The organism is Streptomyces sp. NPDC102274 (assembly GCF_044766385.1).
GTDB lineage: Bacteria > Actinomycetota > Actinomycetes > Streptomycetales > Streptomycetaceae > Streptomyces.
Window position 1 is genome coordinate 1 of sequence record NZ_JBIWLW010000011.1, and the last position, 22229, is coordinate 22229.

8 protein-coding genes are annotated in these 22229 nt (G+C 72.3%); 5 read left to right on the top strand and 3 right to left on the bottom strand.

Going from position 1 to position 22229, the window contains the following annotated elements:
• The coding region (locus ACIRQP_RS17070; protein ID WP_403890066.1) for an amino acid adenylation domain-containing protein at positions 1-10287 on the top strand (10287 nt) is incomplete at its 5' end.
• Positions 10288-10817: 530 nt separating this feature from the next.
• Here ACIRQP_RS17070 and ACIRQP_RS17075 read toward each other — a convergent pair.
• The gene (locus ACIRQP_RS17075; RefSeq protein WP_403890069.1) at positions 10818-12317 is read right to left on the bottom strand and encodes an MFS transporter; all 1500 of its coding nucleotides are present in this window, start codon (positions 12315-12317) and stop codon (positions 10818-10820) included.
• Positions 12318-12534: 217 nt separating this feature from the next.
• On the opposite strand from ACIRQP_RS17075, the gene ACIRQP_RS17080 reads away from it, so the two are divergent.
• From ACIRQP_RS17080 to ACIRQP_RS17095, 4 genes are all read left to right on the top strand, one after another.
• Positions 12535-13155, top strand: coding sequence for a YigZ family protein (locus ACIRQP_RS17080; RefSeq protein ID WP_403890072.1), 621 nt, complete (start codon positions 12535-12537; stop codon positions 13153-13155).
• A 162-nt stretch (positions 13156-13317) separates the two neighbouring features.
• Complete coding sequence (locus ACIRQP_RS17085; protein ID WP_403890075.1) at positions 13318-14484, top strand: exonuclease SbcCD subunit D; 1167 nt, start codon at positions 13318-13320, stop codon at positions 14482-14484.
• On the top strand, positions 14481-17573 hold the full coding sequence (locus ACIRQP_RS17090) for an AAA family ATPase (RefSeq protein WP_403890078.1): 3093 nt from the start codon (positions 14481-14483) through the stop codon (positions 17571-17573). The genes ACIRQP_RS17085 and ACIRQP_RS17090 overlap by 4 nt, the downstream gene beginning before the upstream one ends.
• Positions 17574-17658: 85 nt before the next feature.
• Entirely contained in the window at positions 17659-18510 is an 852-nt protein-coding gene (locus ACIRQP_RS17095) for an SDR family oxidoreductase (protein ID WP_403890081.1), read from the top strand.
• A gap of 154 nt (positions 18511-18664) precedes the next feature.
• On the opposite strand, the gene ACIRQP_RS17100 is transcribed toward ACIRQP_RS17095, so the two are convergent.
• Entirely contained in the window at positions 18665-20347 is a 1683-nt protein-coding gene (locus ACIRQP_RS17100) for a DUF885 domain-containing protein (RefSeq protein WP_403890084.1), read from the bottom strand.
• A 312-nt stretch (positions 20348-20659) separates the two neighbouring features.
• Complete coding sequence (locus ACIRQP_RS17105; protein WP_403890087.1) at positions 20660-22075, bottom strand: GNAT family N-acetyltransferase; 1416 nt, start codon at positions 22073-22075, stop codon at positions 20660-20662.
• Positions 22076-22229: the final 154 nt, after the last annotated feature.

Below are 22229 nucleotides of genomic sequence, written 5' to 3' on the forward strand. Positions count from 1 at the left end.
CGCACGGGTGATGTGGTGCGGTGGCGGTCGGATGGCCGGCTGGACTTCCTTGGCCGGAACGACAGCCAGGTGAAGGTGCGGGGCTTTCGTATCGAGCTCGGTGAGATCGAGTCCGTACTGTCGCGTCATCCTGCCGTAGGGCGGGTCTCGGTGATCGTCCGCGAGGACCGTCCGGGATCGAAGCGCCTGGTCGCGTACCTCGTACCGTCCGGAGACCTGGACGTCACCGGCCTACGTGAGCACGCCGCCGCGCTTCTGCCCGAGTACATGGTGCCGTCGGCCTTCGTCGTACTGGACGCGCTGCCCCTGACTGCCAACGGAAAGGTCGACCGCCGGGCCCTGCCCGCGCCTGATCTGGACGCCGCCGAGGAGTACGTGCCCCCGCGTACCGAGACCGAAAGCGCTGTCGCCGCCGTGTGGACCGACGTCCTCGGCATCGAACGGATCGGCGTCAACGACAACTTCTTCTCTCGCGGCGGGGACTCCATCTCCAGCCTCCAGGTCGTCTCCCGAATACGGGATGCCTGTGGGGTCGCGCTGTCGCCGCGCGCCCTGTTCGACCGCCCCACCGTGGCCGGTCTGGCGTCTGCCGTCGCCGAAGAGCGCTCTTCGTCCGCGACCGCTCTCGGAGGTACGGTCGTCCCCGTTCCCCGGGACGGTGAGCTGCCGCTCTCCTATGCACAGGAACGGCTCTGGTTTCTCGACGAGTTCGCCAAGAGCAGCGTCGAGTACAACGTCGTGGACGCGCTCCGGCTGACCGGGGCTCTCGACGTGGATGCGCTGCGCTCGGCGGTGTCGGCGCTGGTGGCGCGGCACGAGGCGCTGCGTACCACCTTCGACTCCGTCGAAGGACGGGGTGTGCAGCGTGTGCGTGATGCGGTGGACGCGTCGGCGGACGTCCCGATCCGTGCCGCCGAGGTGAGCGACTCGGCCGAGCTGGATGACGTACTGCGTGCGGAGGGCGCGAGACCCTTCGACCTGCGCACCGGACCGCTGATACGGGTTCTGCTGCTACGGATGCGGACGCCTGAGCCCACGTCCCGGCCGAGCGCCGACACAGGCCGGCACGAGCACTCCACGCACGTCCTCGTACTGTCGATGCATCACATCGTCACCGACGGCTGGTCGATGGGCGTCATCACCCGCGAGCTGAGCGCCCTCTACGCCGCGGCGGTACGAGGAGCGGACCCTGCGCTTCCCGACCTTCCCGTGCAGTACCCCGACTTCGCCGCCTGGCAGCGCGCCGCCCCGCTGACCGGCCAACTCCCGTACTGGCGTGGGCAACTGGCCGGACTCGAAACGCTCGACCTGCCCATCGACCGGCCGCGTCCCGCTGTCCGTACCTCGGTCGGTTCGCTGCACTCCTTCGATGTCCCCGACTCGCTGGCCCGCCGTCTGCGGGAGGCGGGCCATGAACGGGGCCAGGTCCAGGGCCAGAGGCAGGAGCAGGCACAGGGGCAGGGGCAGGGGCAGGGGACAAGTCTGTTCATGACGCTGACGGCCCTCACCCAGCTTCTCCTGTCCCGGTGGACCGGTCAGCGGGACATCGCGCTGGGTACGGCGGTCGCCGGACGGGAACGGGCCGAACTGGAGAATCTGGTCGGCTTCTTCGTCAATACTCTCGTACTGCGCACGCGCGTCGACGAGTCGCTTTCCTTCACCGATCTGCTCGCCGAGGCGCGCGAGACGGTCCTTCAAGCCTTTACGCACCAGGACGTACCGTTCAGCGTGCTGGTGGATGATCTCGCTCCCGACCGCGATACCAGTCGCACTCCTCTGGTCCAAGCGATGGTGAGCCTCCAGAACACCCCCGACGAGTCGTTCGACCTGCTCGGACTCCAGGTGGCTCCGGTGCGGGTGCCCCGCGAGACGGCGCAGTTCGACATCACCTTCGGGTTCCGGGACCACGACGGGAGCATGGCGGCGGGCATCGAGTACAGCACCGACCTGTTCGACGCCGCGTCCATCGAGCGGCTCGCCCGGCACTGGCTGAATCTGGCGGAGGCGGTACTCGCGGCTCCGGCCGCGCCGCTGCACAGCATCGACACACTCGCCGCCACGGAGCGCGAAGCCGCGACCCGCGGGCACAACCGTACGGCGGTCGATGTGCCGGCCCTCTCCGCCCCGGCCCTGTTCGGGAAGTGGGTGGCGACGACACCCGACGCCCCCGCCGTCCTGCGTGCGGACGGCTCCGCACTCACCTTCCGCGAACTCGACGCGCGGGCCGCCCGGCTGGCCGGCCACCTGCGCGACGCCGGGATCGGTCCGGAGTCCCGCGTCGCCCTCGTACTGCCCCGCTCCGTCGACCAGGTGGTCGCCGTGCTGGGAGTGCTCCGGGCGGGGGCGGTGTTCGTCCCGGTGGACCCGTCCTATCCGGCGGACAGGATCGCGTACATCCTCGCGGACTGCGGCGCTGAGTTTCTGATTACCCGTCAGGCGCGGGCTGCCCAACTGCCCCTCCCCGAAGGGCTTCCGGTCCTCGCGGTCGACGCACCGGAGACCGTCCGCGCTCTGTCGGGTGCCGCCGCGGCGGACGCCCCCGGTACGCGCGAGACCTCCGGGGGCGCCGCTGAGGAGGCAGCCGAGGACGCAGCCGAGGTGGCAGCCGAGGTGCCGCTCTCCGCCGGGGCGTACGTGATCTATACCTCCGGCTCCACCGGCCGCCCGAAGGGCGTGTTGGTGACTCACTCCGGGCTGGCGAGTCTGGCCGCGGCCCAGGCGGAGCGGCTGGGCGCCGGGCCCGGCGCCCGGGTCCTCCAGTTCGCCTCGCCCGGGTTCGACGCCTCCTGGTGGGAACTGTCCATGGCGCTGCTCACCGGCGCGACACTCGTGGTGGACGAGCCGGACGCCGGACCGGACGGGCAGACTGCCGACTGGGGCGCCAGGCTCGGGCCCCTTGTCGCCTCGGCGGGCGTCACCCACGCCACGCTGCCGCCCGCCCTCGTCGCGGCACTGGACACGGCCGATCTGCCGCCTGTGCTGGTGGTCGCGGGGGAGGCATGCCCCGCGGAGACGGTGGACCGCTGCGCCCCGGGCCGGACGATGGTCAACGCGTACGGGCCGACCGAGACCACCGTATGCGCCACGATGAGCACCGAACTGCGCGCGGGCGCCGCCGGGACGCCGCCCATCGGCGCCCCCATCGCCAACACCAGGACCTATGTGCTGGACGCCTGGCTGCGCCCGGTCCCCGCCGGGGTGGCCGGCGAGCTGTACGTTGCCGGGCGCGCCCTCGCCCGGGGCTATCTCAACCGTCCCGGGCTGACGGCGGGGAGCTTCGTCGCCGACCCGTTCGGCTCCGGCGACCGCCTCTACCGCACCGGAGATGTGGTGCGCCGTCGTGCGGACGGCGGACTGGAGTACGTCGGGCGCCGCGACGATCAGCTGAAGGTACGCGGCTTCCGGATCGAACCCCGCGAGATCGAGAGCGTGTTGGCCCTGCACGAGTCGGTCGGCCAGGTGACGGTCGACGTCCCGCCCGGCGGATCACGACTCGTCGCCTACGTGGTGCCCGCGTCCGGGACGGGGTCCGCGTCCGCACCCGCGTCCGGGACGTGGTCGGCGTCCGAGGCCGGGTCGGCGGATCCCGGTGGTGTGGACCCGGCCGCGCTCCGGGAGCACGCCGCCGCCGCGCTGCCGGACTACATGGTGCCCTCGGCGTTCGTCGCGCTCGACCGTATTCCGTTGAACGCCAACGGGAAGGTGGACCGCGCCGCGCTGCCGGACCCCGACCCCGCCGCCGAGAGGGGCGCCGGGTATGTCGCGCCCCGCGCGGGCGTGGAGGAAGTGCTCGCCGGGATCTGGGCCGAGGTGCTCGGTGCCGGACGGGTCGGCGCGTACGACAACTTCTTCGACCTGGGCGGCGATTCGATCCTGAGCATCCAGCTCGTCGCCAAGGCGCGCCGCGCGGGAGTGGAGATCTCCTCACGCGATGTGTTCGCCAGGCAGAGCGTCGCGGCCCTCGCCGCCGTGGCCTCGGCAGGCCGTCCCGCGGGCCCCGAAGTGCTCGCGGAGCAGGGCGAGTCGCATGGCACGGTGGGAACCACTCCGATCCGCGAATGGTTCTTCACCACCCATCCGGTGGATCCGGGGCACTTCGCCATGTCGATGGCCTTCGAGCTGACGACAGGGACCGATACGGCTGCCCTGCGCTCCGCTGTACAGGCGGTCCTCGCCCAGCACGACGCACTGCGCTCCACCTTCGGAACCACCGGCCGGATTCTCCCCGTCAGCGGTATCGACATCGATGAGGTGTTCGCGGAGCACGACCTGTCCGGCGCGCCCGACCCGGACGTCGCGTGGCAGGAGCTGGCGGCAGGCATCGCGGCCCGGATCCGGCTCGATGACGGGCCGTTGCTGCGGGTGGCCCTCGGCCGGCTGGGTGCCGGGCGTCACGCGCGGGTGCAGTTCACCGCGCACCATCTGGTGGTCGACGGCGTCTCCTGGCGTGTCCTGCTGGCCGACATCGAGACGGCGTACCGGCAGGCACTCGCCGGCCGCCGGATCGATCTCGGCCGGAAAACCACCTCCGTACGGCAGTGGGCGGACCGCCTCTCCGCGCATGTCGCGTCCGGTGGCTTCGACGCGCAGACCGGCTACTGGGAATCGGTACTGGACGGCGCCGTGACCGAACTGCCGGTGGACACTCCGGGGGGCGCCGACGCCGTCGGCGACGAGGCGATGGTCATGTGCGCGCTGAGCGCCGAGCAGACCGAAGCGCTTCTGCACCGCGTGCCCGCCGCGTACCGCACCCGTACGGACGAGGTGCTGCTCGCCGCTCTCGCACGCACACTGCGCGGCTGGACCGGGCGCGATCGCGTCGCCGTCGATCTGGAGGGCCATGGCCGTGAGGAACTCTTCGACGACATCGACCTGACCCGTACCGTCGGGTGGCTCACCTCGCTGTATCCGGTGGCGCTCGCCCTGCCGCCGGGGGAGGACTGGAGGGGGAGCATCACCTCCGTCAAGGAGCAGCTCCGCGCCGTACCCGACCGTGGAATCGGCTACGGGGCGCTGCGCGCCCTCGGTGCGTCCGCTGCTCCCGGCACCGGCACCAGCACCGGCACCGGCACCAGCACCGGCACCGGCACCAGCACCGGAGTCGGCGCCACTTCCGCGGACGCGCTCCGCGCGCTGCCCGGCCCGCGGATCTCCTTCAACTACCACGGCCAGTTCGATGTGGTGGGCCGGGACGGCGACGGAGGCCGGGACGACGACAGCGGCCGGGACGACGACAGCGGCCTGTACCGCGCCGAACTCCCCGACGCGGGCGGAGACCGCAGCGGTCGCGAGCGCCGCAGTCATCTCCTGGACGTCGTTGGCGGAATCCAGGACGGACGTCTGACCTTCGCCTGGACGTACTCGCCGGGGCTGCACCGCGAGGAGACGGTACGGCACCTCGCCGACGCCTTCGCCGCCGAACTGGCCGGGTTCGTCGCGCACTGCGCGGAGCCCGGCGCCGGCGGATGCACCCCTGCCGACTTCCCGCTGGTCTCCCTCACCCAGGACGAGGTGGACCGGCTCGCCGGGGACGGCCGTGACGTGGAGGATGTCTATCCGCTGACACCGCTTCAGGCCGGAATGCTGTTCCACACCCTCGCCGAACCGGACGCCGCGGCGTACCTCGAACAGTTCGCCTGCGTGCTCGACGGTGTGACGGACCCGGACGCGCTGGCCCGCGCCTGGCAGCGGGTCGTGGACCGGTCGGACGCGCTGCGGATCTCGGTGGCCTGGCAGGAGGTGGAGCGGCCCGCACAGGTGGTGCACCGCCATGTCCGGCTGCCCGTAGAAGTGGTGGACTGGACCGGCTGCCCGGAGGCGGAGCGCGCGGCCAAGGTGGCCGAGGTGCTCGCCGAGGAGCGGGAACGCGGTCTGGACCTGGGGACGGCCCCGCTGACGAGGATCCTGCTGGCACGTCTTCCCGGCGGGAGGACGCAGGTGGTCTGGACGTTCCACCATCTGCTGCTCGACGGGTGGAGCAGCGCCGCGCTGCTCTCCGACGTGATCGCCGAGTACGCGTCACTCGACACCGCACCCGAGTCGGCCCTCCCGGCGGCGCCGCGCGGTCCGTTCCGCGACTATCTGACGTGGCTGGCCGACCGCGACCACGCCGAGGGACGCGCGTACTGGCGCGGACGGCTGGCCGGATTCACCGAGCCGGTAGCGCTGCCGTACGACCGTCCCGCCGCGTGGGCGCACCGCGGCCGGTCCACCGCGCGGGTCGAGGTGCCCCTCACCCCGGTGGCGGCGAGCCGCGCCACCGGGTTCGCCCGGCGTCATCGGGTCACCCTCAACGCGCTGGTACAGGGCGCCTGGTCGCTGCTCCTCGCACACCACGGCGGTGTGCGGGACGTGGTCTTCGGGGCCACGGTCTCCGGACGCCCGGCCGAGCTGCCAGGAGCCGAGGAGATCCTCGGTCTGTTCATCAATACCCTGCCGGTACGTGTCGACGTCGACCCGGACCGTCCGCTCGTCGCGTGGCTGCGCGACATCCAGGAGCGGGCCTCCGAGGCCAGACAGCACGAGTATGTGGCGCTGCGCGACGTCGAGACCGAACTTCCGCCGGGTGCCGCTCTGTTCGAGAGCCTGGTGGTGTTCGAGAACTATCCGGTGGACGGTGAGGCGGCCGCCAGGCACGGCATCGCGCTGCGCGACGTGGACGCCATCGAGGCGACGAACTACCCACTCACCCTGATCGCGGGTGCGGGTGCGGGTGCGGGTGCGGGCGCGAACGACGGGCTGAGCATGACACTGGCGTACGACCCGGGGCTGTTCGACGCCCCCACCGCCGACCGGCTGGCCGCCCATCTCGCCCGGATGGTCGAGGAGTTGACCGTCGGCATGGACACGGACACGGACACGGCCCCGGGCATGGGCATGGGCACGGGCACGGGCACGGGCATGGCCTCGGGAACGGGCACAGCCCCGGGAACGGACCGTGTGCTGGGCGACGTGGCGCCACTGTCGGCGAACGAGTCGCGACGCGCGGCCCGCTGGGGCACGGGCGTGGCGGCGGCACGGCCCGAGCCCCTGGGGGAGTGGTTCGCCCGGCGTGCGACGGAGCACCCCGACGCCCCCGCCGTGGCCTGTGGCGGTGAGGAACTGTCGTACCGGGAGCTGGACCGGCGGGCGAACCGGCTGGCACGGCTGCTGCGCGCTCGCGGTGTGCGCGGCGAGTCACCGGTCGCGGTACTGCTGCCGAAGTCGGTGGAGTGGGTCGTCGCGGTCCTCGCGGTGGTACGTGCCGGCGGCGTCTACGTACCGGTGGACCCGGCGTGGCCGACGGACCGGCTGCGGTACGTTCTCGAAGACTCCGGCGCGGGCGTACTTCTGACGGATCGTCAGTACGCTCGCGGCTTGCCGCCGGGTGTCGGCGCCGCGGTGCTCGTGGCCGTGGACGATCCGGCGGTGGCCGAGGAACTGGCCCTCCACCCCGTCCTGCCCCCTCGGGTCGCGGTGCCTGTGACGGCGGCGGCGTACGTGATCTACACCTCGGGTTCGACAGGGCGGCCGAAGGGCGTCGTCGTGGCGCACACCGGACTCACCTCGCTGGCCGCGACGCTGGCCGACGGCTGCGCGGCCGATGGATCCGCCCGGGTTCTCCAGCTCGCGTCGCCGGGGTTCGACGCCTCCGTACTGGAACTGCTGATGGCGTTCGGCGGCGGGGGCACACTTGTACTGCCCGCGGTCGACGGGCCGCTGGCCGGGGAGGAGCTGGCCGGCGTGCTGGAGGAGGGCAGGGTGACCCATGCCCTGGTGCCGCCGACCGTCCTCGGCAGCATCCCGCGGGGGCGCGCGCCGGAGCTGCGGACGCTGCTCGCGGGCGGCGAGGCGTGCGGCCCCGACCTGGTGGAGCGCTGGTCCGGTGGCGGCAGGAGAATGGTGAACGCCTACGGTCCGACCGAGACCACGGTCGTCGCGACGATGAGCGGCGCGCTCGCGCCCGGTGGTACGCCACCGATCGGCGGGCCGGTGTCGGGGGCCGCGGTGTCCGTACTCGACGGGCGGCTGCGTCCGGTGCCGGTGGGCGTGCCCGGGGAGATGTATGTGGCGGGCGCCGTGCTGGCCCGCGGATACCTGGGGCGGCCGGCACTGACGGCGTCCCGGTTCGTGGCCGACCCCTCCGGCGGTGGCAGGCTGTACCGTACGGGCGACCTGGCACGCTGGCGGGCCGACGGCCAACTGGAGTACGTGGGACGCGCGGACGACCAGGTGAAGGTGCGGGGACTGCGGATCGAGCTGGGAGAGATCGAAGCGGTCCTCGCCCGGCACGAGTCGGTCGCGCGGGCGGCGGTGACGGTGCGCGAGGACAGACCGGGCGTCAAACGGATCGTCGCGTACGTGGTGCCCGAGACGGGGAGCGCGTACGTAGTACCCGAAAAGGGGAGCGCGCACATGGTGGCCGCGCCGGGGAGCGCGTACGTGGTCCCCGATCAGCGAACGGAAGCGGAAGCCGCGCCGGAGCCCCTTCCGGCAGCGGCGGCGCAGGAGACCCTGCCGAACGCTCTGTCGACTGAGGCGCTGCGCGCCTTCGCGGGCGCCTCATTGCCCGAGTACATGCTGCCCACCGCCTTCGTCACCCTACCCGAGCTGCCGGTCAACGCCAGCGGCAAGATCGACCGCGCCGCGCTGCCCGCGCCCGACCCGGCCGCGGACCGCGCCCCGCACACCCCGCCCCGTACGGAGACCGAGCGCACCCTGTGCCGGATCTGGGCGGACATCCTCGGAATCGACCAGGTCGGCGTCCACGACAGCTTCTTCGAGCTGGGCGGCGACTCGATCCTGAGTATCCAGGTGGTCTCCAGAGCTCGCCGTGCGGGCCTTGAGCTGTACTCCCGGGATGTGTTCGTGGGACAGACGGTCGCCGGCCTGGCGGCGGAGATGGACGCCGCCCGCGGCTCCGCCACCCCCGCACCGGCCGGCGAGGAATCCGAGGCGGGGCCGTTGCCGCCCACGCCCGTCGCGGAGTGGTTCTTCGCGACACACACCACCGCCCCGGCCCACTTCGACATGACGATGTCGTTCGAACTCGCCCCCGACGCCCAGGAATCGGCCCTGCGCCGGGCAGTGGCGGCGCTGCTCACCCGGCACGGCATGCTGCGCGCGGTCTTCGCGCCGACCGGCGCGGGGGGTTGGTCGGGACGCATCCTGGAGCCGGAACATGTCGGCGAGGAAGCGGTGTTCACCGTCCACGAGCTGGCCGTCGCCACCGATCCCGAGGCGCGGTGGGACGCGCTGGTCCGCGACGTACAGGCGGGGTTCCGGCTGGAGACCGGGCCGCTCTTCCGCGTGTTGTTCGGGACGCGTGGCTCGGCCCGGTCGCCCTGGCTCACGGTCGTCGCACACCACCTCGTGGTCGACGGAGTCTCCTGGCGCATCCTGCTGGACGACCTGGAAGCGGCCTACGCGCAGGCCCTGGCCGGGGAGCCCGTCGTACCGCGGCCGAGGACCTCGTCGGTTCGGCAGTGGGCGGAACGCCTGGCCCGGCGGGTCGCCGGCGGCGGGTTCGACGCGCAGCTCGACCACTGGCGAGCGGTCACCGACCCCGCCGCCGTGCCTCTCCCCGTGGACCGGCCCGGGGCACCCAACACCGGCGCGGAACTGGACGCTGTCGCGGCGACGCTGAGTGCCGGGCAGACACACGCCCTGCTCAACCTCGCCCCCGGCCGTTACCGCACACAGATCAACGACGTGCTCCTTGCGGCGCTCGCCCGCGTGCTCGCCTCCTGGACCGGCCGGGACCGTACCGTCGTCAACCTGGAGAGCCACGGACGCGAGGATCTGTTCGACGACATCGATCTCTCCGGCACCGTCGGCTGGTTCACCGCGATTCATCCCGTGGCGCTGGAAGCCACCGTGGACGCCGACTGGGACCAGACGATCAGGTCGGTCAAGCGGCAGCTGCGGGCGGTCCCGGACCATGGCGTCGGCTACGGGGCGCTGCGCGCGTTCAGCGCCCCGGACTCACCGGGCGCCACGCTCGCCGCCGAAGCCGCCCGGGAGCCGCGGATCAGCTTCAACTACCTCGGGCGCTTCGATGTCGCGAGCGGTCGCGGAAGTGTCGGCGACGGGCTGATCCGCTCCGAACTGGACGTGGCCGGACGGGACTTCAGCCTGGACGAGGAGCGCCCGCACGCGATCGACGTGGGCGCGGTGGTGCAGGACGGCCGGCTGGCCGTCAGCTGGTCGTACTCGTCGGCGATGTACGCGCGCGAGACCGTGGACGGGCTGGCGACCGCCTACGCGCGGGCGCTCGGGGAGATCGCGGAGCGGAGCGCGGAGGGCTGATGCACGGGGACGCCGCGACAGGCCGACAGCCGACAGCGGCGAACGCCGGGGAAGGCCCGGGGAAGGCCCGGGGAAGGCCCGGGGAAGGCCCGGGGAAGGCCCGGGGAAGGTCCGGGGAAGGTCCGGGGAAGGTCCGGAGAGGGCCGGAGAAGGTCCGGAAAGGGCCCCGAGAAGGGCGTGGTCGGATCGGGTTCGCGGCCATGCCCGTCGGCGGTGACGCGGAACGGATCCGGGCGGCCGGTTCCGGTCGCGTAAGGAGTCCCGTCTCAGAGGACTTGGGACGGGCCTCGCCCGTGCCCATAACGTACGCGCGGGCGAGGGGTGGAAGCGCGGGCGAAGGGCTTCGCCGCCGCGGTGGTGCTTTCAGCAGGCACTCGCGACGGCTGTCGAGGGCATCCGCGACGGCGGCTCAGGCAGGCGTCCGCGGCGGTGCTGCAGGCACTCGCGAAGGGACTCGCGACGGCCATTGAGGCATCCGCGGCGGTGCTTCAGGCATCCGAGGTGGTGCCTCAGGCATCCCCGGCAGCGGTTCAGGCACCCGCCGCGTCGGACCGTTCCGCGCGTCGCAGCAGCAGCGCGGCGAGCAGTCCGCCCGCCAGTACCGCGACCGCACCGACCAGCTGGCTGGTCTCCAGGCCCGACGCGAAGCCCTCGGCGACACGCCGCTTCTCCTCCGCGTCGTGCGCGGCGGCCAGCGCCGTCGGCAGCGACGCCGCGCCCACCGCTCCCGGGACCAGGGCCGCGAAGCGGGAGTTGAGCACCGCGCCCAGCGTCGCGACGCCCAGGCCGTTGCCGAATTCGCCGAGCGTGCCGTTGACGCCGGCTCCCACGCCCGCCTTCTCCGGAGGGATCGCGCTCATGATGGCGTTGGCCATGGCGGGCGAGGCGAGCGCGATGCCCGCTCCCATGACGACCAGACCGAGCAGCATCCCGGAGTACGCGTGTTCGCCGAGCAAGGCGATCGCGGCGAGACCGGCGGCGAGCATGCTCATGCCGACGGCGATGGTGACAGGAGTGCCGAGCTTGGGCAGCAGCCGGGCGCCCACGCCCACGACATTGAGGGCCACCACGGTCAGCGCCAGGGGCGCCGTACGCAGACCCGCCTCCAACGGACCGTATCCCAGCACGAATTGCAGATGCTGGGTGAGCAGGAACAGCGAGCCGCCCATTCCGAAGGCGATCAGCACCGCGCCCGCGACCGCCCCGACGAAGCGCTGGTCGCGGAAGAAGCGCATATCCAGCATGGGGTACGGGATCCGAAGCTCCCACGCCACGAACCCGGCCAGGACGACCAGGCCGATGCTCGCGGAGGTGATCACCTGCCCGGAGGCCCAGCCGTGCTCGGGACCGGAGATGATCGCGTACACGACGCCCGTCATCCCGATGGTGGAGAGCAGCGCCCCGAGCAGATCGGGCCGGTCGCCCTCCTTGGTCTTCGATTCCGGTACGAGGGCGGTCACCGCGGCCAGTCCCATCACCGCGACCGGGATATTGATCAGGAAGATCGCGCCCCACCAGAAGTGGTCCAGCATGACGCCGCCGACCAGCGGGCCCACGGCGAATCCGAGCGAGTTGACGGTCGCCCAGAGGGCGATGGCCCTGACCCGTTCCGTCTCGTCGAAGATCTGCACGACGACGGCGAGCGTGGTCGTGATCAGCAGCGCGCCGCCGACCCCCATCCCCGCGCGCGCCGCGATCAACTGCGCGGTGGAGTCGGCGAGTCCGGCGACCAGCGAGCCGATGCCGAACAGTGCCAGACCGGCGATCAGCATCATCTTGCGGCCGTAGCGGTCCGCGGCGCTTCCCGCGGTGAGCAGCAGGCCCGACTGGACCAGCGAGTACGCGTTGATCATCCACTGCACGTCCGTCGTGGACGCGTCCAGCTCCCTGGTGAGGGACGGGATCGCGACATTCAGCACGGTGTTGTCGAGCAGCACGGTGAGCTGGGCGAGACAGATGACGCCGAGGATGAGCCAGCGCTGCGGATGGCCCGTGGGGGCCTTGCCGGCTTCGGTGGTCGTCGCCGTCATACAGTCCTGCCTTCTTGTCCAGTTGTCCGGCCGCCCCGGAACGGGGGACACCACGGGCGCGGAACTGCGCCGCTCGCCCATACTCCGGTAACCGCGCGAAACCCGACAAGTAGTTTCCGCACTGCCCGAAACGCGCGCGACGCCCGCGCGACCACGGTTCACCCGCCCGATCGAACGCCGGTCGAAGCGCCGATCGTGCCCCGCATAGGGTGGGGGGATGCAGGAGCAGTACCGAACCGTCGCCCGCGCGGGCGTGCACGAGACCGAGATCAACCGGTCACGCTTCCTCTGCGCGCTGGCGCCCGTGGCGACGGAGGAGGAGGCACAGGAGTTCGTCGCCCGCGTCCGCAAGGAGCACCCGACGGCCACGCACAACTGCTTCGCCTATGTGATCGGCGCCGACGCCTCCGTACAGAGGGCCAGTGACGACGGCGAGCCCGGCGGTACGGCGGGGGCGCCGATGCTCCAGATGCTGATGCGACGCGAGGTGCGCTACACCGCCGCGGTCGTCACCCGCTACTACGGCGGGGTCAAACTCGGCGCGGGCGGTCTGATCAGGGCGTACGGCGGAGTCGTCGGTGAGGCCCTGGACGCCGTCGGCACCCTCACCCGGCAGCGCTTCCGGCTGGCGACCGTCACCGTCGACCACCAGCGCGCGGGTCGGCTGGAGAACGATCTGCGGGCGACCGGGCGTGTGGTGCGGGACGTACGGTACGCCGAGGCGGTGACGATCGAGATCGGCCTCCCGGACTCCGAGGTACCGGCGTTCCGGGCGTGGCTGGCCGATACGACGGCGGGGACCGCCGTGCTGGAGCTGGGCGGAGAAGCCTTTGCCTGATGTGTGCGACGAGTACACCCTGTGCGACGAGTACCACGCCAGTGACGAGTACCACGCCAGTGACGTGTGCAACGCCTGTGATGTGTACAACGCCCGCGCTGTGTACGGCGCCTGCGACGTGTCTGGTATGTCCCACATCTGTCGCCCCATGGAGGGCCGGTCTTGAGGATTCTGCACACGTCGGACTGGCATCTCGGGCGGTCGTTCCACCGCGTGAGCATGCTCGACGCCCAGGCCGCCTTCCTCGACCACCTCGTGGCCACGGCCCGTGACCGCGAGGTGGACGCCGTCGTCGTCGCGGGCGATGTCTACGACCGGGCGGTGCCTCCGCTCAGCGCGGTGGAGTTGTTCGACCGGGCCCTGCACCGTCTCGCCGATGCAGGCGTCCCGACCGTGATGATCTCCGGGAACCACGACTCGGCCCGCAGGCTCGGCGTTCTCTCCGGTCTGGTCGAGCGCGCGGGGATCCATCTGCGGACCGAACCGGCCGGCTGCGCCACCCCCGTCCTGCTGAAGGACGCGCACGGCGAGGTGGCCTTCTACGGACTGCCGTATCTCGAACCGGCCCTGGTGCGGGACGAGTTCAAGGTGGCCAAGGCCGGTCACGAGACGGTGCTCGGCGCCGCGATGGAGCGGGTACGGGCCGACCTCGCGGGACGCGACGCGGGCATCCGCTCCGTCGTCCTCGCGCACGCGTTCGTCACGGGCGGCGCGCCCAGCGACAGCGAGCGTGACATCACCGTGGGCGGTGTGGCGGCCGTGCCCGCCGGAGTCTTCGACGGTGTCGACTATGTCGCCCTGGGGCATCTGCACGGCGCCCAGACCCTCACCGAACGCGTCCGTTACGCGGGCTCGCCGCTCGCGTACTCCTTCTCGGAGACCACGCATAGCAAGACGATGTGGCTGGTGGAGCTGGGCCCGGAGGGCGAGATCGAAGCCGAGCGGATCGACTGTCCGGTACCGCGCGCCCTGGCCAGGATCCGGGGAACGCTCGACGAACTGCTCGACGATCCCGTACTCGCCCGCCACACGGAGTCATGGGTCGAGGCGACCCTGACCGATCCGGTACGGCCCGCCGAGCCCATGGCCCGGCTCGCCGAGCGCTTCCCGTACACACTCAGCCTTGTCTTCGACCCGGAGCGGGGGGACGACGACCCGCTCTCCTCCTACGCGCAGCGTCTCGCCGGCCGTACCGACCAGCAGATCGCGGAGGACTTCGTGGCGCATGTACGGGGCGGATCGGGGCCCGACGAGCCCGAACGCGGCGTGCTGCGCGCCGCCTTCGAGGACGTACGGGTCGACGCGACGGCGCGCGAGGTGACCCCGTGAGGCTGCACCGGCTGACCATCACCGCCTTCGGTCCCTTCGCCACCACCGAGGAAGTGGACTTCGACGCGCTCTGCGCCGCCGGACTCTTTCTGCTGCACGGCCCGACCGGCGCGGGGAAGACCTCCGTGCTCGACGCGGTCTGTTACGCGCTGTACGGCGCCGTGCCGGGCGCCCGCCAGAGCCCCGGGGCCACTCTGCGCAGCGATCACGCACCCGCCGGGACCCCCACCGAGATCGGCCTCGATCTGACCGTGGGCGGCCGGCGGCTGGAGATCGTCCGGCGGCCCGCACAGCTCCGGCCGAAGAAGCGGACGAAGGGGTTCACCACCGAGAAGGCGCAGAGTTGGCTGCGCGAGTACGACGCGGAGAGCGGCACATGGCGGGCGCTGAGCCGCTCCCACCAGGAGATCGGCGAGGAGATCGGCCAACTGCTCGGGATGAGCAGGGATCAGTTCTGCCAGGTGGTGCTGTTGCCGCAGGGCGACTTCGCCCGTTTTCTGCGCGCTGACGCGGAGGCGCGCGGCAGACTCCTCGGCAAGCTCTTCGACACCCGCAGGTTCGCCGCGGTCGAGGAGCGCCTCGCCGAGCTGCGGCGCGCGGCCGAGCACCGGGTACGCGCGGGGGACGACCGGCTGCTCGCCGTCGCGCAGCGCCTCGCCCAGGAGTCGGGTGCGGGTGACCGTACGGCGTCACCCCCGGGCGACCGGCGCGAGCGTACGGCGTCACCCTCGGGCAACCGGGCCGCGCTGTCCCCGGGTGACTCCACGGCGCCACCCCTGCCCGAACTGCGGCCGGGCGACGCGGGGTTCGCCCCGGCGGTTCTGGAGTGGGCGGCGGTCGTCCGCTCCGGCGCCCATGAGTGGGCCGATATCATGGAATCCGCCCTGTCCGCCGCGGAGAGCCGCGCCGCCGCCGCCCGGCGCGCGCTGGACGCCGAGCGTGAACTGGTCACGCTGCAAAGCCGGTTCGCGGACACGCGGCGCCGCGCCGAGGCACTGGAGGAACAGCGCTCCGAGCATGAGCGGACGCGGGCCCGGCTGGAGCGTTCCCACAAGGCGGAGTTGGTCGCGTCGGCGCTCTCGCTGCGCGCCGACGCGGAACAGGCACACCGCTCCGCCACCGCCGAGTACACGCGCACCCGCACGCTGCTGCCCACCGGTCTGACGGACGCCGGAGCGGAACAACTCGCCGCGCTGGAAGGGAATCTGCGGCAGGAACTGGGCGCGCTCGACGCCGCCCGGCGCGCCGAGCACCGCGACGCCGCGATCACGGCCGAGCGCGCCGACCTGGACCGGCAGGCGCGGGCCGACGACGAGGTCCTCCAGGAAGCGGCCGACTGGCTCGCCGGGTGGGAGTCCCGGCGCGGTGCCCTCCAGGACCGTATCGAGGCCGCGCAGGAGGCGGCGACCCGCGCCGAACAGCTCGCGGGACAACTCGACCCCGCGCGCGACCGGCTGGCCGCGGCCCGGCGCCGTGACACCCTGGACGAGGCGGCCTCCGAGGCCGGGCAGCGGCTCAACTCGGCCCGGGAAAACGCCAATACGGCCCATGAGCACTGGCTTGACCTGCGCGGACGACGGCTGGCCGGCATGGCGGCCGAGCTGGCCGCCCGGCTCGTCGACGGCGAACCCTGCGCGGTCTGCGGTTCCGCCGCGCACCCCGGCCCCGCGCTGGCCGCCGACGGGCACGTCGACCCGGCGGTGGAGGACGCCGCGCTGGCGGCGTACCGGCGCGCCGACGAGACCCGCGGACTCGCCGAGCGCGAACACGCGGCGGTACGGGAGCGACACGCGGCGGCCCGCGCGGCGGCAGGCGAGTCGAGTGTGGCCGAACTCGCCACGCTCACCGAACGGTTGGAACGCGAACACACCGAGGCCCGCCACGTAGCCGCCGGTACACACGCGGCCCGTGAGGCGCTGGGCCGCGCCGAGCGTGAGTACGAGGGCAGGCTCACCGCGCAGCGTGAAGCCGAACGCCGCGTCGCCGCCCGTACCTCGCGACGCGACGCCCTCGAAGGCGAACAGAGCGCGCTGCGTTCCGAGTTGAGCCGCGCCCGGGGAGACGCGGACAGCGTCGCCGAGCGCGCCGCGCAGCTGGCGGACCGGGCCGGCCGGCTCGCCGAGGCCGCCGAGGCGGTACGCGCCGTCGAAACCACCGCGCTCCGGCTCAAGGAGGCCGACGGCCGGCTCGCGGGCGCCGCCTTCCGGGCCGGTTTCGACACCCCGGACGCCGCGGCGGACGCCCTGCTCACCGACACCGACCGGCGCGTGCTCCAGCGCCGGCTGGACGACTGGCGGGCCGAGGCGGCCGCGGTCGCCGACCGGCTCGCGGAACCGGAGACCCGGGCCGCCGCGGATCATCCGCCCGCCAGGACCGAGGCCGCCGAGGCCGCCCACAGCGCCGCCGAACGCGCCCTGCGCGACGTGTCGTCCGCCGCCGCCACCGCTCTGGGCCGCCGGGCCGAGCTGGGCAGACTCTCCCGGTTGGCCGAGGCGGAGGTACGCGTACTCGGCCCGGTGCGCGACGAGTACGACAGGGTGGCCCGCCTCGCCGGTCTCACCGCGGGCACCTCCACCGACAACGAACGCAGGATGCGCCTGGAGTCCTATGTCCTGGCGGCCCGGCTCGAACAGGTCGCGGCCGCCGCCACCGTACGGCTCCAGCGCATGTCCTCCGGCCGCTACGCCCTGGTCCACTCCGACGCCAGAACGGGCGGCCAGCGGCGCTCGGGGCTCGGGCTCCAGGTCATCGACGCCTGGACGGGCAACACGCGCGACACCTCGACACTCTCCGGCGGCGAGACGTTCTTCGCGTCCCTCGCGCTCGCGCTCGGCCTCGCGGATGTCGTCACCGACGAGGCCGGCGGCGTACGACTGGACACCCTCTTCATCGACGAGGGCTTCGGCAGCCTGGACGACCAGACGCTGGACGAGGTCCTGGACGTCCTGGACTCGCTCCGGGAGCGCGACCGCAGCGTCGGCATCGTCAGCCACGTCGCCGACCTGCGCCGCCGCATCCCCACCCAACTGGAGATCGTCAAGGACCGGCACGGCTCGGCGATCCGCCAGGGGACACAGGGATCCCCCTGAGGACCTCCGCCCGCCACCCCCCCACGGGCACGGCGGGGAGGAAACCGAATGACACAAGACGCCCCGCAGACCATCATCGCTACCCATGCCCGCACTTGAACCCCCCGCCGCCGAAACACTCCGCCGTGATCCGCTGCCGCTGCGCGGCCGTACCGCGCTGGTCACCGGTGCCAGCCGGCGCGGCGGTATCGGATACGCGGTCGCCCGGCGCCTCGTCGCGTACGGCGCGAGCGTGTATCTCCATCACCATGTGCCGCACGACGCGGGTCAGCCCTGGGGCGCCGACCCGGACGGTCCCGAAGGCGTCGCCGTCGCCGTACGGGAGGCGCGCGCGGATCCGGAGGCGCGGGTGGTGCACGGACCCGCCGATCTGTCCGGGGCCGAGGCGCCCGCCGCGCTGATCGCCACCGCCGCCGAAGCCCTCGGCGGGCGGCTCGACATCCTGGTCGCCAACCACGCGCTCAGCGGTGACGACGGCACACTCGACACGATCGACGCGGCGATGCTCGACGCCCACTGGGCGACCGACACCCGGTCGGTGATCCTGCTCATCCAGGCCTACGCCCGGCTGCGCGCGACTCTTCCCGGCCGTACGCCCGGCGGCCGGGTCGTCATGATGACGTCCGGCCAGGACATCGCGGGCGGGATGCCGGGGGAGATCGCGTACGGTCTGGCCAAGGGAGCGCTCGCCTCCGCGACCCGGTCGCTGGCCACCTCGCTCGCGGAGCGGGCGGTGACGGTCAACACCGTCAACCCCGGGCCCGTCGACACGGGTTACCTGACGGGGGCGGCGTACGAGAAGATCGCGGCGTTGTTCCCGGCCGGCCGCTGGGGAATGCCCGACGACCCGGCCCGGCTGATCGCCTGGCTGGCCACCGACGAGGCCGAGTGGATCACCGGTCAGGTCATCGACTCCGAGGGTGGATTCCGCCGCTGACCGGAGCCGGCGGTGGCCGGGCTCATGCCTCTCGGCCGAGCCCGGCCACCGCCGTAGCCACTCCCGCGGTCACCCGTGGCCAACCCGTGGCCGACCAACTCCTCGATCACCTCGTAGCCACTCCGTACGCACCTCGTACGTACTGGCCGCGGGGTCAGAGCTTCGACAGCTCGTCCACCAGATCGTCGAGGCCCAGCGAGCCCTGCGACAGCGCCGCCATGTGCCAGGCCTTCGCGTCGAACGCGTCGCCGTGCGCCCTTCGGGCGTTCTCCCGGCCGAGCAGCCAGGCACGCTCGCCCAGCTTGTAGCCGATCGCCTGGGCCGGCATCGACAGATAGCGGGTCAGCTCGCTCTCCACGAAGTCCGCGGGACGGCCGCTGTGGTTCCCGAAGAACTCCTGCGCCAGCTCGGGCGTCCAGCGCTCGCCCGGGTGGAACGGCGAGTCCGCCGGGATCTCCAGCTCCAGATGCATACCGATGTCCACGATCACCCGGCACGCGCGCATCATCTGTGCGTCCAGATAACCGAGCCTGCGCTCCGCGTCCGGCAGGAACCCCAGCTCGTCCATGAGCCGCTCCGCGTAGAGCGCCCAGCCCTCGGCGTTGGCGCTGACCTGACCGACCGAGGCCTGATAGCGGGAGAGCTGATCGGCGACATGGGTCCACTGCGCGATCTGCAGATGATGTCCGGGAACACCCTCGTGGTACCAGGTCGACACCAGGTCGTACACCGGGAAGCGGGTCTCGCCCATCGTCGGCAGCCAGGTGCGGCCGGGCCGCGAGAAGTCCTCGGAGGGACCGGTGTAGTACGGGGCGGCCGCGCCGCCCGGCGGGGCGATCCGGGACTCCACGCGCCGTACCCGCTCGGCGAGTTCGAAGTGGGTGCCGTCGAGCGCGTCGATCGCCTCGTCCATCAGCTTCTGGAGCCAGACCCTGACCTCGTCGACCCCCTCGATGTGCTCCCCGTGCTCGTCGAGATGGGCGAGCGCCTGCCAGGGGTCCGCACCCGGCAGGATCTTCTCGGCCTCGGTCGTCATCTCGGCGCGCAGCCGGTGGTATTCGGACCAGCCGTACGCGTACGCCTCGTCCAGATCCAGATCGGTGCCGTTGAAGTACCGCGACCAGCGGGCGTAACGCTCACGGCCCACGGTGTCCGGGGCGCCCTCGACGGCGGGTGTGTACACCTCGCGCATCCAGTCCCGCAGCTCCGCGAGTGCGGCGGTGGCGGAGCGGGCGGCGTCGTCCAGCTCCGCGCGGAGGGCGTCCGGCCCGGCGGAGACGAACTCCTCGAACCAGCCGCGCTCCTCGCCCACCCATTCGGTCAGCTGGCCGATGAAGGTCGCGGTGGGCCGGGGACCGCCCAGCAGCCCGCGCTCCAGACCCAGGGTGAGCGATTCGCGGTATCCGGCCAGCGCGGCGGGCACGGCTCGCAGCCGCTCGGCGATCGCCGACCAGTCCTCGTCCGTGTCGGCCGGAGTCAGCGGGAACACGTCGCGGAGATGGTGCACGGGCGAGTGGATGTTGCTGACCTGCCGCAGCCCCTCCTCGGCGTCATGGACGGCGAGTTCGGCCGTCAGACGCTCACGCAGCAGCCGGGCGCAGCGCCGCTCGGCATCGCTGTCCGCGCCCGGCAGTGTCTCGGCCACATCGAGCCGGGCGAGGGTCGCCCGGCCGAGATCGGCGAGAGCCTGCTGTCCGGCCGGGGAGAAGTCGGGCAGGCGACGGGAGCTTTCCGTGACGCCGAGATAGGTTCCGGTGATCGGATCGAGTTCGATGAGTGCGTCGACGTAGGCGTCGGCGACCTGGCGGGGCAGCGCGCTGCCGGATGTGTCTGACATGCGGACATCTTCTCCGAGAGAGAACTCCGCGTCACATCCTTAGTTCCCGCCGGGCCGGGCGGATTGGCCGATGACGGCGGCGTCGGGGGACCGCGCTCCCTCTGCCGGCAGACCAACCAGGGTCGCCACCTGGGACTTCGGGCGGTGAGATGAGTTCGTGGGCCGAATTTGGCCGGATCACGACGTAGATCCTGCCCGGTCGATACCCGGGAACCACCTCGGACCGCCCCGGAACGACCCCGGACCGCCCCCGGACCACCCCGGACCCGCCCGGTCCGGTCTCCCGGACCGGGCAGGTCCTCTGCCGGGCGTTCAGCGATCGGCCTGCTCATGGTCGTGATCGAACATCTCCGGGTCGCCGTACGGAGGCAGCATCCGCGCGGCCGTCGGCTCCAGCCGGGCCGTGATGACGAGCGTTCCTTCATCGATCTGGTAGTCCAGCGGCAGACCGAGGTCCCGCATGGTCGCGACCATGCCCGTGTTGGACGCCTGGGTGACGGCGTACACGCTGGCGCACCGGGCCTCGACGGCGAGCGCCACGAGCCTGGCCAGCAGTTCGGAACCGATACCGCGCCGCTGCCAGGCGTCCTCCACGATCAGCGCCACCTCGGTCTCGTCGCCGTCCCAGAGCAGATGGCCGAGGGCGACGAGCCGGCCGGATTCCGTCTCGACCGCGAGCGTACGGCCGAAGCGCGGGCTGAGCAGATGGTTCAGATAGCGGTCGGCGTCTCCGACCGGGCCGTGGTAGCGCAGGCCCAGGGTCCGTTCGGAGCAGCGGGCGTGCATGGCGAGCGCGGCGTCGAGATCGCCGCGGTCGGCGCGGCGGACGGTGATCTCCTCGCCCTCCGGCAGCGTGAGCACATCCTGGCCGCGGGGGATACGCGGGCCGAGCCGGGCGTCCAGCTCGACCAGCGCGCGGGCCCGCGCGAACTCGGTCGGGGTGAAAGGCAGATAGGGGCGCTCGACGATGATGCTGCCGCCGTGCGGGTCGTCCAGCCGCATCTCCGTTCCGTCCAGCACTCCTTCGACGGGCGCGCTCTCGCCGGCGGAGCGGTCGGCGAGGGATCCGGCGGGCCGGGAGCGGATCGTGCAACGGCCGAGCAACTGGCGTAGTGAGAGCGGCAGTTCGGCGGCGTCCAGGGCCGTACGGGTGGCGAGACCGAGCACCCGGGTCGGGGTGTCCACCAGATCGTGGGCGTCCGCGCGCTCGATCCACGTACCGCTGCCGCCCGCGGCCGAGATCTCCCGGGTGAGGTCCTTCGCCTGGAGCGCGGACGGGGCGCGCAGCAGGAACTCATCCACGGTGCCGTCGGCCAGCGGATGCGTCTGGAGGGTGAGGATGTCGACATGGTGCGTGGCGAAGGCGGTGCACAGCGCGGCGAGACTCCCGGGCTCGTCCCGGACGGTGGTCCGCGTCCGCCAGAGCGTCGTCTCCACCGGTTCGGCCGGGGTCGCACCCTCCCGTGCGACCGGCGCGGGCGGGGCCGTGGTGCCGGACGGCGGAGGGGCATGACCGTGCCTTCGTGCCCACCATGTGTGGAACGTGGCCGTGGCGATCAGCGCCACGGCGGAGGCGACCAGCAGGAACGCGCCATCGGGTCCATGAGCGATCATGTTCGCCAGGGCGTCGGCCACGGCCACGGCGGTGAACAGCGCGGCCAGCTCAACGAGGTCCCGCCGCCAGTGGTGCGGGCGGCGGACACTCTTCGCAGAAGTCACATTGGTCATGACCTCACTTTGACGGAATGGTGTTGCGTGATCACGAACGGTTTGTGACTGATGGGTTAAGGATGGATCTGTTCCCTTTTGGCCTGTCTTTGGTCAAATTTGGCGCGGAGTGTTCGCTTCAGCGGCGCAATATGGCCAGCAGCACTCGGCGGCC